Source organism: Brevibacillus nigriterrae (genome assembly GCF_049846925.1).
In the GTDB taxonomy this organism is placed as follows: domain Bacteria; phylum Bacillota; class Bacilli; order Brevibacillales; family Brevibacillaceae; genus Brevibacillus_H.
Genome location: NZ_JBNCMT010000025.1, coordinates 14,444 through 28,260 on the forward strand (window position 1 = coordinate 14,444; position 13,817 = coordinate 28,260).

The window sequence follows — 13,817 nt, forward strand, 5'->3', positions numbered from 1 at the left end:
ACAAGTTAAGCTTACTGATGCAGGTACGCCTTATTATCGTTGTTCCATTCAGTTGTATAGCTGCCAGAAGACAGACTTCCCCCTTGGCGGAAAAAATCATGTGTCAAACTAGTAGCTTCAACAATAAACCATGCTTGAACGGAACCGATCAACGTACTTGCACCTCCTTCATAAAAGATTTCTTACACTCATTTCCAATACAGTACCATATTTTACGCAACGAATACAAGCGCTGTTTATTTAGTCGTCATTCTTTTTTTTCAGTTTTACCAAACGACCCGTGAATGCATCGATGTATCCTGCATAACGAGTATCAGTTGAGTAGATGAGGACTGGCTTTGGTGCTTTTTGATCATAGATTTCAGGCCATACATAGACCAATCTGAAATCGAGATTGTTCACGTAGGCTTCCTCTGCTTTTTCTGCAGATACGGTTTTGGTATTGTCAGGAAGCTTGACTTCTTGATTATCCCGATTGATGCCCAAGCTCTGGATTTTGCCAGTCTTACTGTCAATTCGTACCCAGGATGTGCTGTCTTCAATCGGAACATCTTGATGCAATTCACGCAAGACATAGTAGTAGTCACGTTCCTTATAATACGATGGAATCTCTTCTTCATCTACCCAGTCCGGAAGATTAGCGAGATTCGGAGAATACCGCAGAACGAGCTCTCCTTTTTTCATATCGATTGGCAAATATTTTTGCAGCGTGTCGAGAGCAATTTTCTTCGCTTCTTTTTCTGAGATCTTCACATCATCGTCTTCATTTTCATCATCAAGATATTCATCGAAATAGTATCTGATCACTTCATTTGTTGCTTTGTTTACCATTAGTTCAACTTCCTGATCGCTGTTCTTGTCATATTTATACCAAGAATATCGAATATATTGGCTCTCTTCTTCGTCTTCATCATCGTCATCATCTGGATATTGATCAAATTCCCAACCAGCAACATCGAGGGCAAATACGTCTTTCAGCAGCTTTTCTGCCTCTTCACGGGAAGCTGCTTTCAGTTCAATGCCTTCCGGAGTCAGCTCTACCCTCTCCGAAGTTGCCTGGCCATCTCTTTCCATATCCTCTGCTTCTTCACCGGTAATTGCGTCCATGTTTCCATAATAGTCAGGAACATATTTTAACACCGGTCTTGTTTTCTCTTCGTCTTTTTCATAATCAATCTCAATTACTTGCGCCTTGCGGTATAACAGGGACATGTCTTCCAGCTTCATGAAGGCATTTTTTGCATCTTTTTGCTTGATCGCATCTTTTGGATCAGGAAATACTGATTCATCGATAAACAGGCTTGTCCATTCGCAATCGTAATTACGTACTCTTCCCTCACCATCAATGACGACGTTGAGTCCTCCATTGGCATAAGGAACGTTATTGATCATCCGAGAGAAATCAACGAATCCGTATTTTACAACTTCATCATCATCGTCATCGTCATCATCATCGTCATCATCATCTTCATCAATGCCATATAACTTGACAGTCGTTGCTTTAAATTTTCCTGCTTCTTTTCCTAGCACTTTTTTCACAAAAGCTGTTGCCTGCTCTTTTGCTTGCTTTTCTGTAACGGACTTATCGTATTCCCACTCATTGTTGTACATATCGTAGTTCAGGATGATCCCGTCTTTTGGTTCAATGGTTAATCGTGCACGTGCAACTGTTTTATTTTTCGCCTCTTTTTCAAATTCGAATCCCCACAGCTCTGGACGTTCGCCATCCTCAAAAAGAATAGTACCTTCCGTGACTTTCATCTCTTTGAGTTCCGGGAAAATTTCGTATGCCTTTTTCAGGACATCCTCCATCTCTCCGGGCATTTTTTCTACATTGATTTGTTTTTTCTTTGCATTTTTGTATACGGCTGGTTGCTTGTCCCATTCTTGAAGTTTCGTTTTCTGCTCATTGATTGCATAAGGATAAAGCGGTTGTATTCCCTTTTCAGCATACTCCAGTTGCTGTTGATAGCGTGAGTGTTTGGACTCTCTCTCATCTTGATTTTGCTTTGCAGCCCATGCAGGTGCAGGCGATAGAAGGCTTACTGCCATCACTGCCGCCAGTACTTTGTTTGCTGTTTTCACAACCGATTCCTCCCATAATTTCTATATATTTGTAATTCAAAGTTATTATACACTTGCCAATATTTACATGAAAGATAAATATTCCCCTTCTCTTTTAGGCAATGCTTTCGACAATCAAAATACACTGCAAACGCAAGAAACAAGCCTTTTGAATATCAAAGCTCGTCTCTTGCAAAACCCATTATTTAACTTTTATTTCAACTATTTTTCCGGTAAATGCATCAATATAGCCTGTCTTTTTATCCTTGGAGTAATACACAAGAATAGGTTCAGGAGCCACCTGCCCATAATATTCAGGATACTGATACATCATTTCTAATGAAAGGTTATCCGTGTACGCATCCGTTGCCTTTTGTTTTGTTACCGTATCTTCATTAGCCGGCAGAACACTGTTGTCGTAATCATCACTGAAATTGAGTCTAACGATTTCACCTGTCTCCGCATCGATCTGCACACGATAGGAGCTGTCTTCCACAGGAACATTCTGATGCAGTTGATTAAAGCGGAAATAATAGCCCTGACGAATGATGTTCGGAAGTTTGTCTTCATCCACCCAATCAGGTATGTTTTCAAAAGTTGGTGAACCAACCAAGGCCAGTTCTCCTTCCGTTACACTTTTCTCTGCAAATTTTTCGATAGCCTGGATAGCTTGCTCTTTTGCTTCTTCTTTTGAAATCTTGATTTCTGGTTGTTTATCTTCTAAAACATCCCTGTTGATATAGTCAAGTAACTTGCCTGTCTTTTGATCTATAGAAATTATCACTAACTGGCTTCGCTCATCCGTTCCCTGATCCCACGAAAATCTTTTGACCTTCTTATCCAAGCTGTCATACTCTTTTTCTCTGAAATTCCAACTGCTTACGTCTAAATCAAATTTATCTTTCAGAAATTCCTCAGCATCTTGACGTGATTTGAGAATGATCTCTTCTCCTTTTGCCGAAAGCTTAACTGTTTCTGGAGTTTCATACTTCCCGTAATAGTATTCAATCTCTTCACCTGTTAAAGCATCGATATGACCGTTGAAGCCCGGGACGTACTTCAGTACCGGTTTTGTTTTGTACTTGTTCTTTTTCGTATCCATTTCGATCACTTGTTCTTTCGCATAGACAAGTTTTAAATCAGATAACTCTTCAAAAGCCTTTTCTGCATCCTTTTTCTTGATTGCTTTATTCGGGTTCGGGAAGTCGGATTCGTCAATGTTATTTAATCGCAAGTCACAGTTATAACTTTCGATTTGACCGTCTCCATTAATAACGATGCTAACCCCCATGTTTGAAAGTGGAATGTCATGAATCAATCGTGAAAAATTTACATATGCATAGCCGCGAGATTCATTGTCAATTTCTTCTTGAGTGATGAACACATCAGTAATTTTGAACTTTTCTGCTTCATCACCCAATACTTTAGAAAGGAAGGAAGAAGCTTTCTCCTTTGCAACTTTTTCCGTTGGTGTTTTTGTGTTTTTAGCCCCTGAGTCGTAGTAACTGTAGGAGACAACATTTTCTGTTTTTGCCTCAACTAAGACGGAAGCGCTGATGTATGTAGTAACGTTTTTATTGCCTTCTTTTTTGATGACTTCTTTATTGAAGGAATAGTACCACATTTCTGGTTGGTCATTTGATTCAGTAATAATCTCTACTCTGTCGAGCTTCAAATCTTTCAAATTCGGGAATGATTGATACAATTTTTCGAGAGCCTCTTCTACATCTTTAGGCAGTTTTTCAATCGCAACTGATTTTTTCTTTGCATTCTTTAATAGCATGTCCAGTTTTTCAGCAGATTGTTTCCAGTTTTGACCTACTGTGAGACTTTCATCGGATTGAAGCATAAGTTGATGTTTCAGCTTCTCTCTTTCCGGGCTACTATCATTGCCATTTGAATTTTTCGCAGCCCATACAGGTGTTGCAGAAACCAGGCTTACCGCTAAAAGAGTTGCCATGATTGTACTCAACTTCTTCAAAATACCTCATCCTCCATTTTTTGTATTTACTCCCCACCATATAAGACGAAGCGACTTTGTTAGTAGTTACAAAAATAGATAAAATTTGTAAAATTTAATTTTTGTTTATTTTTCTATCAAAAAACAGCCACTGTCTGATCACATGTGGCTGTTTTGGCTTTTCGTCTATTTGGTTGTTTAATCAGCTTGGAAGAGCGTTTTACGTGTATCCGAATCAACTACTTCAATAGTCGTATAAGGTGCAAGTTTTATTTTGCCAACAAGATACGGGTAACTGATGACTTGCGGATACATTTGTCCAGGCTGGGGATTGGTCAGTTTCACAAATATTCTTACCTGCTCCCAGCTTCCTTTTTGTTTGTCAAATTCAATCCCATATCCAGGATTTGGCACACTTCCGAGTGCAATGACTACCAGTTCACCTTGTTGATGAACGCCTCTTGTCTTTCGCACTTCTTCTATAAACTTTTTCTCGTCACTGTTCAGGCTAGACATTTCCAATAGATGAAACTCGTCAGGCTTGCCCTGTGAATTCACGGTGATCGTTTGGGTCTGGGCATTAAATCCGACAGTGAAGGATAATTGCTCCAATACCCAACGCAGTGGAATATACACGGTCCCGTTGTCCAGAATGGCCCCCTGATCCACCTTGATCCAGGTAGAATTTTTTCGTATTTGCGGGGCAGAAGTGTCAAATCCAAATTCAACAGAGCCTACTGTCAGGGTAACAACCTTATTCTGCTTTTTGACCGTTCCGAACAAAAGTTTGGCAGCATCATCGATTGAGATCATCGTGCGATTGTTGATTTTTTTCAAGGACTTGGTTAATTGAACATACTTTCCTCCCATCTGGAGATTCATCGTCGTTTGCGCCTGGGCAGGTATAATCACTGCAGTAAGCATACCTAGACAAAGAAGCAGAGCAGCTATTTTTTTCAGCATGTCGATTCCTTCTTTCATTCTATTGACCATTCTAACTATTTAACGGATGAACCTTGAAAACGTTACAAATTATTACAAATTATTTTATCCATTGTGATGCAACCAAATATCCTACAAACAAACCCACGATGCCCATTACTCCGGCCAGTGTCGGCGGTGCGGGGAGCGGAAGACGCAGAAACGTAACGACTATACCAAAAACAGCACCTACCCCAAAGGCTTTCAATACCTCTATCATGATAGGGAACACCTCCTATGTACCAAGTATGCGCATGCTACAAATGCAAAATCAAATTTCCCATCATCACAACCGCCGGGATGGTAGCCAGCGCAAGCAGTGTTGAGAAAACCGTTGTCATCGCACCCATTTCTTCATCAGCGGCATAACGCGCAAACAGAATCGACGCCATCGCAATGGTTGGCATCGCTGCCTGAATCAGTACCACCTGGGTGATGTCAGGATCAAGAGATGACAGATACAAAATCAGTATTGTCACCAAGGGGAATAAAAACAGCTTGATCGTAATAGGCAAACCAAGCATGGGAAGAGAAACCGTGCGCTTGTTTTTCAACAAGGTGGGAATCAACATGCCGATATAAAGCATCGCCATCGGTGAAGCGAGGTTCGCTAAAATACCTGTCAGTTGTTTCGCTACCTCTGGAGGTTGAATGCCCAAAGTAGCAATCACAAGTCCGACAATAATGGCGATCATAGGAATATTCAACAGTGTTCGCAAATTTTTGATGTGAAATTCCTGTTTTTCTTGTAAAAGCATAACACCAATCGTCCATATCGTAAAATCAAGACCGGCGTCAAACACGGCTGCCAGCAATGCACCTTTCGGCCCAAACAAAGCAGCACATAAAGGCAATCCGATAAATCCGGTATTTCCTAATCCCGAGACGATCGCCATTTCCCGCACTTTTTGTGAAGGAAGTCCCATCGTTTTTGCACCAATGGCTCCCATCAGCATTCCTAGGCAGTTAATCAGCACAGAAACAATGAAAATTATGAATATTTGAGTCAACAAATGCTGGTCAATTGGCGTGGCGAATATTCCATACAAAATAATACAGGGCATTGCTACATTCACGATAATCGTAATCATGAGCTGTCTTGCATCTGTCGTAAATGGAGAACGGCTTGCAATCAATGCACCGATCGCAATGATGACAGCCATGATTAGTATCGAAGTAAACAATGGTTGCATTTCCATTTTTCACATGTACCCCCTAAATAAAAAAGACCGAGGCATCAAATCCCCGATCTTCATTGTACTACTCAACAGTATTCTACTCAATGTGATTCCAGTGAAGTGATTCGTATTCAGGGCGCTCGCAGGTACGAAGCAAGTCTCCACAAACGGGAACAGCCTGCTCAAGGGAAACACACCATTCGTTCGGATAGGAACCTTCTACTCCTTCAACCGTTAACAGCTTCATCAGCCCCGAAGGTTGTGAGGTGGAAAGAACAAAATGCTGTTCTTTTGGCTCGTACTCTTTCCATTGCACAAGTACAACACCATCATTGCCGCCTGCCACTACGAGATCGACGTGCTCACCATATGCGGCATGGACGATTGTGTTGGTCGTGCCATTCAACTGGGCGATCGCTCGCAGCACCTCGTGCCATGCGCAGCCCTCTTTATCTTCCTTGGTAGCGTCTTGATACATCCGCCAATCGTTCATTTGAGTCGTCTCCTTGAGCGATTATTGTTCCTTCTTATATTCAACCAATACTTCGGTTCCAAGACCGCCACGAGCATTCCAATTTGCTTCGATACGCATGTAGAGCGGATCGCAACAAGCAACCAAATCATTCAAGATGCGGTTTGTCGCATGCTCCTGGTAAATACCTACGTTGCGGTAAGAAGTCAAATAGTATTTGAGCGATTTCATTTCAATCAATTTTTCGTTCGGTACGATATAGATTTTGAGATCAGCAAAATCCGGCAAGCCAGACCATGGGCACACGGATGTGAATTCGTTTGTTGGCATCATGATCTCCGTCCATTTGCCTACGTACTCATAAGGAATGGTTTCCAGAATATCGACCATGATTGCTGTCTCGTCCTGTGTATCGAAACGAATGTTGTTGTATTTGCTGTGGTTATGTTCTACTACTGCCATTGTGCATCTTCCTTTCAATTTTTAAATCTGTTCAAAAAGGAGGACAAACAGAGCCTCGAAGTTCAAGGCGCGGAAGACCCGAGCAGCGGAACGTAGGTGAGTCTACGTGAGCAGCGGAGGGGCAACGCAACGCAGAAATTCGAACGCTATGTTTCCCGGACTTTTTGAACTTCCTTACCACTCGACTGGTATTGCATATGGAATAGGGTCCTTGGCTCCCGCTTCCTTGAACCCTTTGATACGCAGACGACAACTGTCGCATACTCCGCATGCTTCTTCATCGCCTTGATAACAAGAGGTCGTCAAATGATACGGAACACCGAGAGAAAGACCGAGCTTGACCGTATCGGCTTTGCTCAAATTTTGCAGCGGTGTCTCGATGGAGAGCCTGGTTCCCTCTGCTCCCACTCTGGTTGCCAGATTAATCGTACCGCTCATCGATTGGATGAATGCTGGACGACAATCCGGATAGCCGCTAAAATCAACGGCACTTACCCCGATGTAAATCCGTGTAGCACCGATCACTTCAGCATAAGCGGTTGCTAACGACAAAAAGATGAGGTTTCGTGCAGGTACATAGGTTGCAGGAATACCGTCTTCCACGCCATCGGTTGGTACCTCCACAGAATCATCAGTCAACGCACTTCCGCCAATTTCTCTGAGGAAACCCATATTGACGACTTTGTGCTGTTTTACTTCATAGAAAGCGGCTATTTTGCGGGCTTGCTCTACTTCCCGATTATGAAGCTGACCGTAGTCGAACGTTAGCGGATACAACTCAAACCCCGCTTCCTTGGCAATTCCCATGCAGGTTGTGCTATCAAGACCACCGCTTAAAACGACAACGGCTTTTGGTTGTGTTGAGATCATGCGTGTCTCCTCCTATACGCCCCTCATCTCTGGATGCCAGATGACTTTATGGATTTGAAGGTTTAATTTGATTCCTTTGCGACCCGACTGAAGAATTTTATCTACTAACTTCGCAGGCGGCATCGTTTCCCATACGGGGCTGAATAAGGCTAGTGCTTGCGGTTGGTATTGATCCAGTACTTGACAGGCAACCGTAAAATCGGTGTCATCTGCCACGACAAACTTCAGTTCATCCTGCGGTTCAAGTAACTCCAGATTTCCTTCGATCATTCGCTCCATCTCACCGCTGCCCGGCAGCTTGTAATCCATGATGAAACGAACTTTGTTCTTAATAGAAGAATTGGATGATCGAAGGGCGACAAAATCGGTTAAATCAATAGCCCCGTTGGTTTCGATATGAATGTCTATGACCGCATCGATTTGTGACAATGCCTCTACCAGAGCAAGAGATTTTTCTCCGTGCATCAGGGGTTCTCCACCCGTCAGGCAGACATAGTGGTTGCCCAATTCTTCTACCTGCTGGACAATCTCCTGAATCGTAGCCATAAACTCTGGAGGATGTGGTGCGTAGCTGTAGACGGTATCGCACCAGGTGCAACGAAGATTGCAGTTGTATATTCTGACGAAAGTAGTCGGAAATCCAGCTCTCGTTCCTTCTCCCTCGACCGTTTGAAAAATCTCCACCATCGGAAGCTTCCATTGTAGTTTCGCTTCCATCGAAAGGTCTTCATGAAGTTGATTGATCGCTTCCATCCTACTCTTCCTCCATCCACTCACGGAGTAACGTAGCATAGCTGGTAGGAGTTTCATACAGCTTCAGCTTCTCTATACGGCAGCCTGTTTGTTTCAGTCCTGCGCTTTCCAGATGCTGATCAATTTGCTCCCAGATCCATACGATCATATTTTCTGCTGTAGTGTTCATTGGTGGCAGAGTCTCATTTAGATAGCGGTGATCCAGCTTGTCTTTGATTACCTGTTCATAGATCAGCTTGATCGTACCGAAATCGACGCTAATTCCAATCTCATTGACAAAGCCGCTGATGGTAATCTCCAGATGATAGGTGTGTCCATGCAAGTTGATGCACTTTCCTTCATACATATGAAGATGGTGGGCGGCATCGAATGTGAATGTTTTCGTTACTGCAACCCGCTTGTTGTGATAGCGCAGTTGCTCGGGGTGAATGTCCTCATGCAGCTTCTGCACCTTGCGTGGAAAATCAAATGTGGACATCTAGATAGTCACCTCCACGTGAGCAATCGGATTCAAACTTGTATTCATTTCGTAATCCTCACTTCCATTTGGATAAGGGAGAAGGAATTGGAAAATAATAAAAACCACTCATCACGCATGCAATTACTCAAAAATCGGCGCGGAGAGTGGTCAGAAAATTTTTCAACTCTCCCCTAGTTTTGTTTAGCGAGAGGAGGGGGTCCCGAACTCTCGTTATTCACTTGTACATCATAGCAGATCAGCAGATTCATGAGAAGTGTATTGACAAAATAATAAATTGGAATTAAAGTAGCAACATTAAATCATATCGGTTTACTGGGGGATTACATCTATGAAAAAAATTTCTTCACTAATGTTTATGTTTCTTGCACTTGTCGTAGTCTTAGCAGGTTGCGGCTCACCGTCCGCTCAAGCTCCAAATACAGGCACTGCTCCAGCCACACCAGCGACTGAAACAAAAGAACCAGCCAATTTGCTCGAAAAAGTAAAAGCAGATGGCAAGCTGTTGATTGGTACTGAAGGAACCTATGCACCGTTTACATTCCATGACCAATCTGGAAAATTGACCGGCTTTGACGTGGAAATTGCCGAAGAAATCGCAAACCGCCTTGGTGTAAAAGCTGAATTCATGGAAACACAATGGGATGCTATGTTTGCCGGACTTGATTCCAAACGTTTCGACATGATTGCCAACCAAGTAGGAATTCGTCCTGATCGTCAGGAAAAATACGATTTTTCTAACCCGTACATTGTTTCTAGTGCTGTACTTGTCACACACAAAGACAATACAACGGTAAAAGGTTTTGAAGATATTAAAGGTTTAAAAGCAGCTCAAACATTAACAAGCAACCTGACTGAAATCGCAAAACAAAACGGCGCTGAGATTGTTGCTGTAGAAGGCTTCAACCAGGCGATTGACTTGCTTGCCTCCAAACGTGTTGACGTAACAATCAATGATGGATTGTCCTTGCTTGATTTTCTCAACCAAAAACCTGACACACCAATCAAGATCGTTGCCAAGCACTCAGATGTTGCGAAAAACGGTCTCATGTTCCGCAAAGGCAGCACTGAACTTGTAGATGCAGTAAACAAAGCGTTGGACGAAATGCAAAAAGATGGCACATACCTGAAAATCTCTGAGAAATGGTTTGGTGCCGATGTTTCTAAATAACCTGTTCGATGACCCTCAAAAACTAGCGCGCTGGATTGACATTGCGCAAAGCTCCTTTCTCCCTTTGGCGAAAGGAGCCTTCACTTTTTCTTTAAGCTTAACGTTGGTCTCTTTTGCAATCGGTCTTGTTATTGCAATCATTACAGCATTGGCCCGTCTATCCAAAGTAGGAATTTTTCGTTGGGTTGCTCGTGCCTATGTGTCGATCATTAGAGGGACTCCACTACTCGTCCAGTTGTTCATTATCTTTTTCGGTTTGCCGAGCGTTGGCGTCACCATTGATCCATTTCCGTCTGCTGTGATCGGATTTTCATTGAATGTCGGAGCCTATTGCTCGGAAATCGTCCGTGCAGCAATACTTTCTGTCGCAAAAGGACAATGGGAAGCCGCATACTCATTGGGTATGACATATACACAAGCATTGAAACGCATTATTTTGCCACAAGCGGCACGCGTCTCTATTCCGCCTTTATCCAATTCCTTCATCAGTCTGGTGAAAGATACATCACTTGCTGCTGCGATACTGGTTCCGGAGATGACCCGTAAGGCACAAGAAATTGCTGCGGCCACATACGAACCATTGCTAGTCTACTCTGAGGCTGCTTTCATTTACTGGATCATTTGTACTGCCCTCTCTGTTGTGCAAGAAAGATTAGAAAAACGATTAGACCGCTACGTGTAATGCAGGAGGGGGACTGAAACTGTGATAACGATTCAAAATTTACACAAACGTTTTGGAAATCTTCACGTGCTAAAAGGGGTTTCCCTGACTGTCGAAAAAGGAAAAGTAGTTGTCATCATCGGCCCGTCCGGTTCTGGAAAAACCACCCTGCTTCGCTGCCTCAACATCCTAGAGCAACCCGATGAAGGTGTCGTAGGAATCAATCAGCTTCATCTGGATTTCTCCAAACGTGTAGACAAACAGCAAATATCAACTCTGCGCAAGCAGACTGGCATGGTTTTCCAAAGCTACAACCTGTTCCCGCATATGACCGCTGTTGAGAATGTCATGGAAGGTCCTGTAACCGTTCAGAAAAAATCAAAGGAAGAAGCACGGCAAAAAGCACAGCGACTGCTTGCCAAGGTCGGGCTTGCTGACAAGCTGGATTACTTCCCTTCCCAGCTTTCTGGAGGACAACAGCAACGGGTGGGGATTGCCCGGGCATTGGCGATGGACCCGAATGTCATGTTGTTCGATGAACCGACCTCTGCTCTCGACCCCGAGCTGGTAGGCGAAGTGTTGAAAGCAATCAAGGAACTGGCACAGGAGGGAATGACGATGGTGATTGTCAGTCACGAGATGAGCTTTGCCCGAGAAGTAGCCGATGAGGTTATTTTTATGGATCAAGGTGTCATCGTGGAACGTGGTACACCAGCCAAGGTATTCCAACAGCCAGACCAGGAACGCACCCGACAATTTTTGAAGCTGCTTGAGAAATAATTTTGAAAAATGGTTCTATAGATACTGAGGAGAAGGCAGACTACCCGTTACGAGGTAATCTGCCTTTTCTATTGTCCTTCCTGTGGGAAACTAGCACCAGTTTCGCTGGGAATGCAGGAGATAATTGGTAACAAAATAGTTACTTTTTACATCTGTTCTCACTATTGGAAATCTCCTACTCTTGTAAACATAGACACCATGAAGGGTAGGAATCAGCATGAAAATCAGACCATATCTCCTGTTTGCCCTGCTTGCACTCCTTATTACCTCTTTTTCCACTCCACAAGCAAAAGTAAATGCAGACACCTCTTCCACTAAAACCGTACTCGGCTACTACAACGTCTATTACTCCGGTGACAAAAACTCATATCAATCACTTACTTCTTACGGCTCCTACCTGTCTCGTATTTCAACGATGACCTATTCCGTAGATTTGACTGGCAAAGTGGTAGGAACGACTCCAACCGATGCCGTCTCTTATGCAAACAGCAACAATATTGAGGCCTTTGCAGCATTTACCAATCAACTGAACGGTGGAGGCTTTGACCAGAATTTGGCTCATACGATTCTGTCGGATGCTACGATTCGTCAAGCTGCCATTGATAATATTGTAGCTACAGTTAAAAACAACGGATTTACGGGAGCAAATGTAGATTTTGAAAATATGCTCGCTTCCGACCGTTCGCTATACAGTCAGTTCATCAGCGATTTGCGAGCCAAACTGAACACAAACGGGTACCAACTGATAGTTTCTGTCATGGCGAAAACTTCCGATTGTTTTACGTGCAGTTGGTCAGGAGCATTTGATTACGCTGCACTGGGACAAGCTGCTGATTATGTACAGATTATGACCTATGACCAAAACGGTCCATGGGGTACACCAGGACCTGTCGCTGGAGCCGATTGGGTAGAAAAGGTGTTGCAATTCGCTGTTTCTAAAATCGATTCAAGCAAGGTTCTCATGGGGCTGCCTGCTTATGGCTATGACTGGAATACGACAGCTTCAACTGGCAAAGCGGTTGCCTGGAAAGCCATTCCGAATCTGATTTCCACCACGGGAAGCACACCAAAGTGGGATAGCACAGCCCAATCTCCGTTCCTCACGTACAAAGCGTCAGACGGTTCCGATCATACAGTCTGGTACGAAAATGCAGAAAGTATCAAAATCAAGAGCAATTTCGCAAATACGTACAACCTGGCTGGTGTGTCCGTATGGTGTTTGCGCTTGGATGACGAAAACTTCTGGAAAGCGGTACATGAAGGGTTGCAGTCAACCACATCCGCACCAGCCCCTGTATCCACTGAAACGATTACTACCTTAACTACGAGTAAAAATACTTATCGTCCGGGAGAGACCGTAATCATAACTTCCAAAGTTACGAACGCCTCCAGTCAACCTTTAGCAGGAGCATCCGTTACGCTTACAATCACTGCACCGACTGGAAAAGTCACTACCTACTCAGGTGTTACCGATACTGCCGGGATCAAAAAGTTTTCCGTATCCACCACAAAGAAAAGTACCAAAGGAACTTATAAAGCAACGATTGTAACGAAGTTGGCAAACTATCAAAACAGTACGTCTACTATCTCGTATGTCTTGCAGTAAGAGGTCACGACCATTGAAAGTAGGAACACTCCTGAATGAATCAAACCATTCAGGAGTGTTTTCTTGTTAGCGTGTTTTTCCGATTCCTGTAGAAAAATTAGTCTTCAAGCAATGAGAAGATGATGAAGATGATGAGGATAATCCAGAAAAAGTTACGTCCTCCAAAGTTTCCCATAGTTACTTCCCTCCTTATTGAATGAAGTTTAGACCAAGCCTTCGTCACATCTCATCTACGAAGGACTTGACCTTATATACCTTATGAGGGAAGCGTTGGACCTGCATGTATGCTCGTCTACTATTGCTAAAAAAGGGCTTTACACAAACTTAACGTTTTCTCCATCTTTTCTCTATCCCGTCTTAAAAGAAGTTTCGTATAGTTAC

Annotated in this window: 15 protein-coding genes; 4 read left to right on the forward strand and 11 right to left on the reverse strand. The window is 43.2% G+C overall.

Annotated features, from left to right (window positions below; all coding sequences use genetic code 11):
• Positions 1 to 11: 11 nt before the first annotated feature.
• From ACPW7N_RS17850 to queD, 11 genes are all read right to left on the reverse strand, one after another.
• Positions 12 to 152, reverse strand: coding sequence for a hypothetical protein (locus tag ACPW7N_RS17850; protein WP_425652465.1), 141 nt, complete (start codon positions 150 to 152; stop codon positions 12 to 14).
• 88 nt (positions 153 to 240) lie between these two features.
• Entirely contained in the window at positions 241 to 2,085 is a 1,845-nt protein-coding gene (locus ACPW7N_RS17855; protein WP_425652466.1) for a YcdB/YcdC domain-containing protein, read from the reverse strand.
• 181 nt (positions 2,086 to 2,266) lie between these two features.
• Positions 2,267 to 4,045: a YcdB/YcdC domain-containing protein gene (locus ACPW7N_RS17860; RefSeq protein ID WP_425652467.1), complete on the reverse strand. Its 1,779-nt coding sequence runs from the start codon at positions 4,043 to 4,045 to the stop codon at positions 2,267 to 2,269.
• Between the two features lie 177 nt (positions 4,046 to 4,222).
• Positions 4,223 to 4,987, reverse strand: coding sequence for a stalk domain-containing protein (locus ACPW7N_RS17865; protein WP_425652468.1), 765 nt, complete (start codon positions 4,985 to 4,987; stop codon positions 4,223 to 4,225).
• 79 nt (positions 4,988 to 5,066) lie between these two features.
• Positions 5,067 to 5,225, reverse strand: a complete 159-nt coding sequence (locus tag ACPW7N_RS17870; RefSeq protein WP_425652469.1) for a XapX domain-containing protein — start codon at positions 5,223 to 5,225, stop codon at positions 5,067 to 5,069.
• A gap of 37 nt (positions 5,226 to 5,262) precedes the next feature.
• Positions 5,263 to 6,204 carry an AEC family transporter gene (locus tag ACPW7N_RS17875; protein WP_425652470.1) on the reverse strand — a complete coding sequence of 314 codons (942 nt, stop codon included), beginning with the start codon at positions 6,202 to 6,204 and terminating at the stop codon, positions 5,263 to 5,265.
• Positions 6,205 to 6,280: 76 nt separating this feature from the next.
• A complete protein-coding gene (locus ACPW7N_RS17880) occupies positions 6,281 to 6,676 on the reverse strand; it encodes a hypothetical protein (RefSeq protein WP_425652471.1) in 396 nt (131 codons plus the stop codon).
• A 21-nt stretch (positions 6,677 to 6,697) separates the two neighbouring features.
• The gene (queF, locus tag ACPW7N_RS17885; protein WP_425652472.1) at positions 6,698 to 7,117 is read right to left on the reverse strand and encodes a preQ(1) synthase; all 420 of its coding nucleotides are present in this window, start codon (positions 7,115 to 7,117) and stop codon (positions 6,698 to 6,700) included.
• Positions 7,118 to 7,291: 174 nt separating this feature from the next.
• Entirely contained in the window at positions 7,292 to 7,987 is a 696-nt protein-coding gene (queC, locus tag ACPW7N_RS17890) for a 7-cyano-7-deazaguanine synthase QueC (RefSeq protein ID WP_425652473.1), read from the reverse strand.
• Positions 7,988 to 7,999: 12 nt separating this feature from the next.
• Complete coding sequence (locus ACPW7N_RS17895; RefSeq protein WP_425652474.1) at positions 8,000 to 8,740, reverse strand: 7-carboxy-7-deazaguanine synthase QueE; 741 nt, start codon at positions 8,738 to 8,740, stop codon at positions 8,000 to 8,002.
• A gap of 1 nt (position 8,741) precedes the next feature.
• A complete protein-coding gene (gene queD, locus ACPW7N_RS17900; protein ID WP_425652475.1) occupies positions 8,742 to 9,218 on the reverse strand; it encodes a 6-carboxytetrahydropterin synthase QueD in 477 nt (158 codons plus the stop codon).
• Positions 9,219 to 9,549: 331 nt separating this feature from the next.
• Between queD and ACPW7N_RS17905 the strand changes: the two genes are divergently transcribed.
• The 4 genes from ACPW7N_RS17905 to ACPW7N_RS17920 all read left to right on the forward strand — a co-directional run bounded on the left by ACPW7N_RS17905 (position 9,550) and on the right by ACPW7N_RS17920 (position 13,436).
• Entirely contained in the window at positions 9,550 to 10,389 is an 840-nt protein-coding gene (locus ACPW7N_RS17905) for an amino acid ABC transporter substrate-binding protein (protein ID WP_425652476.1), read from the forward strand.
• On the forward strand, positions 10,376 to 11,071 hold the full coding sequence (locus ACPW7N_RS17910) for an amino acid ABC transporter permease (RefSeq protein WP_425652477.1): 696 nt from the start codon (positions 10,376 to 10,378) through the stop codon (positions 11,069 to 11,071). The genes ACPW7N_RS17905 and ACPW7N_RS17910 overlap by 14 nt, the downstream gene beginning before the upstream one ends.
• A 21-nt stretch (positions 11,072 to 11,092) precedes the next feature.
• Complete coding sequence (locus ACPW7N_RS17915; protein WP_425652478.1) at positions 11,093 to 11,830, forward strand: amino acid ABC transporter ATP-binding protein; 738 nt, start codon at positions 11,093 to 11,095, stop codon at positions 11,828 to 11,830.
• Positions 11,831 to 12,047: 217 nt separating this feature from the next.
• Entirely contained in the window at positions 12,048 to 13,436 is a 1,389-nt protein-coding gene (locus ACPW7N_RS17920) for a glycosyl hydrolase family 18 protein (RefSeq protein WP_425652479.1), read from the forward strand.
• Positions 13,437 to 13,817: the final 381 nt, after the last annotated feature.

Excerpts from the sequence above, each read along its gene's own strand:
- ACPW7N_RS17865 (WP_425652468.1), bottom strand. The coding sequence starts at position 4,987 with ATGCTGAAAAAAATAGCTGCTCTGCTTCTTTGTCTAGGTATGCTTACT.
- ACPW7N_RS17870 (WP_425652469.1), bottom strand. The coding sequence starts at position 5,225 with ATGATAGAGGTATTGAAAGCCTTTGGGGTAGGTGCTGTTTTTGGTATA.
- ACPW7N_RS17875 (WP_425652470.1), bottom strand. The coding sequence starts at position 6,204 with ATGGAAATGCAACCATTGTTTACTTCGATACTAATCATGGCTGTCATC.
- ACPW7N_RS17880 (WP_425652471.1), bottom strand. The coding sequence starts at position 6,676 with ATGAACGATTGGCGGATGTATCAAGACGCTACCAAGGAAGATAAAGAG.
- queF (WP_425652472.1), bottom strand. The coding sequence starts at position 7,117 with ATGGCAGTAGTAGAACATAACCACAGCAAATACAACAACATTCGTTTC.
- queC (WP_425652473.1), bottom strand. The coding sequence starts at position 7,987 with ATGATCTCAACACAACCAAAAGCCGTTGTCGTTTTAAGCGGTGGTCTT.
- ACPW7N_RS17895 (WP_425652474.1), bottom strand. The coding sequence starts at position 8,740 with ATGGAAGCGATCAATCAACTTCATGAAGACCTTTCGATGGAAGCGAAA.
- queD (WP_425652475.1), bottom strand. The coding sequence starts at position 9,218 with ATGTCCACATTTGATTTTCCACGCAAGGTGCAGAAGCTGCATGAGGAC.
- ACPW7N_RS17905 (WP_425652476.1), top strand. The coding sequence starts at position 9,550 with ATGAAAAAAATTTCTTCACTAATGTTTATGTTTCTTGCACTTGTCGTA.
- ACPW7N_RS17910 (WP_425652477.1), top strand. The coding sequence starts at position 10,376 with ATGTTTCTAAATAACCTGTTCGATGACCCTCAAAAACTAGCGCGCTGG.
- ACPW7N_RS17920 (WP_425652479.1), top strand. The coding sequence starts at position 12,048 with ATGAAAATCAGACCATATCTCCTGTTTGCCCTGCTTGCACTCCTTATT.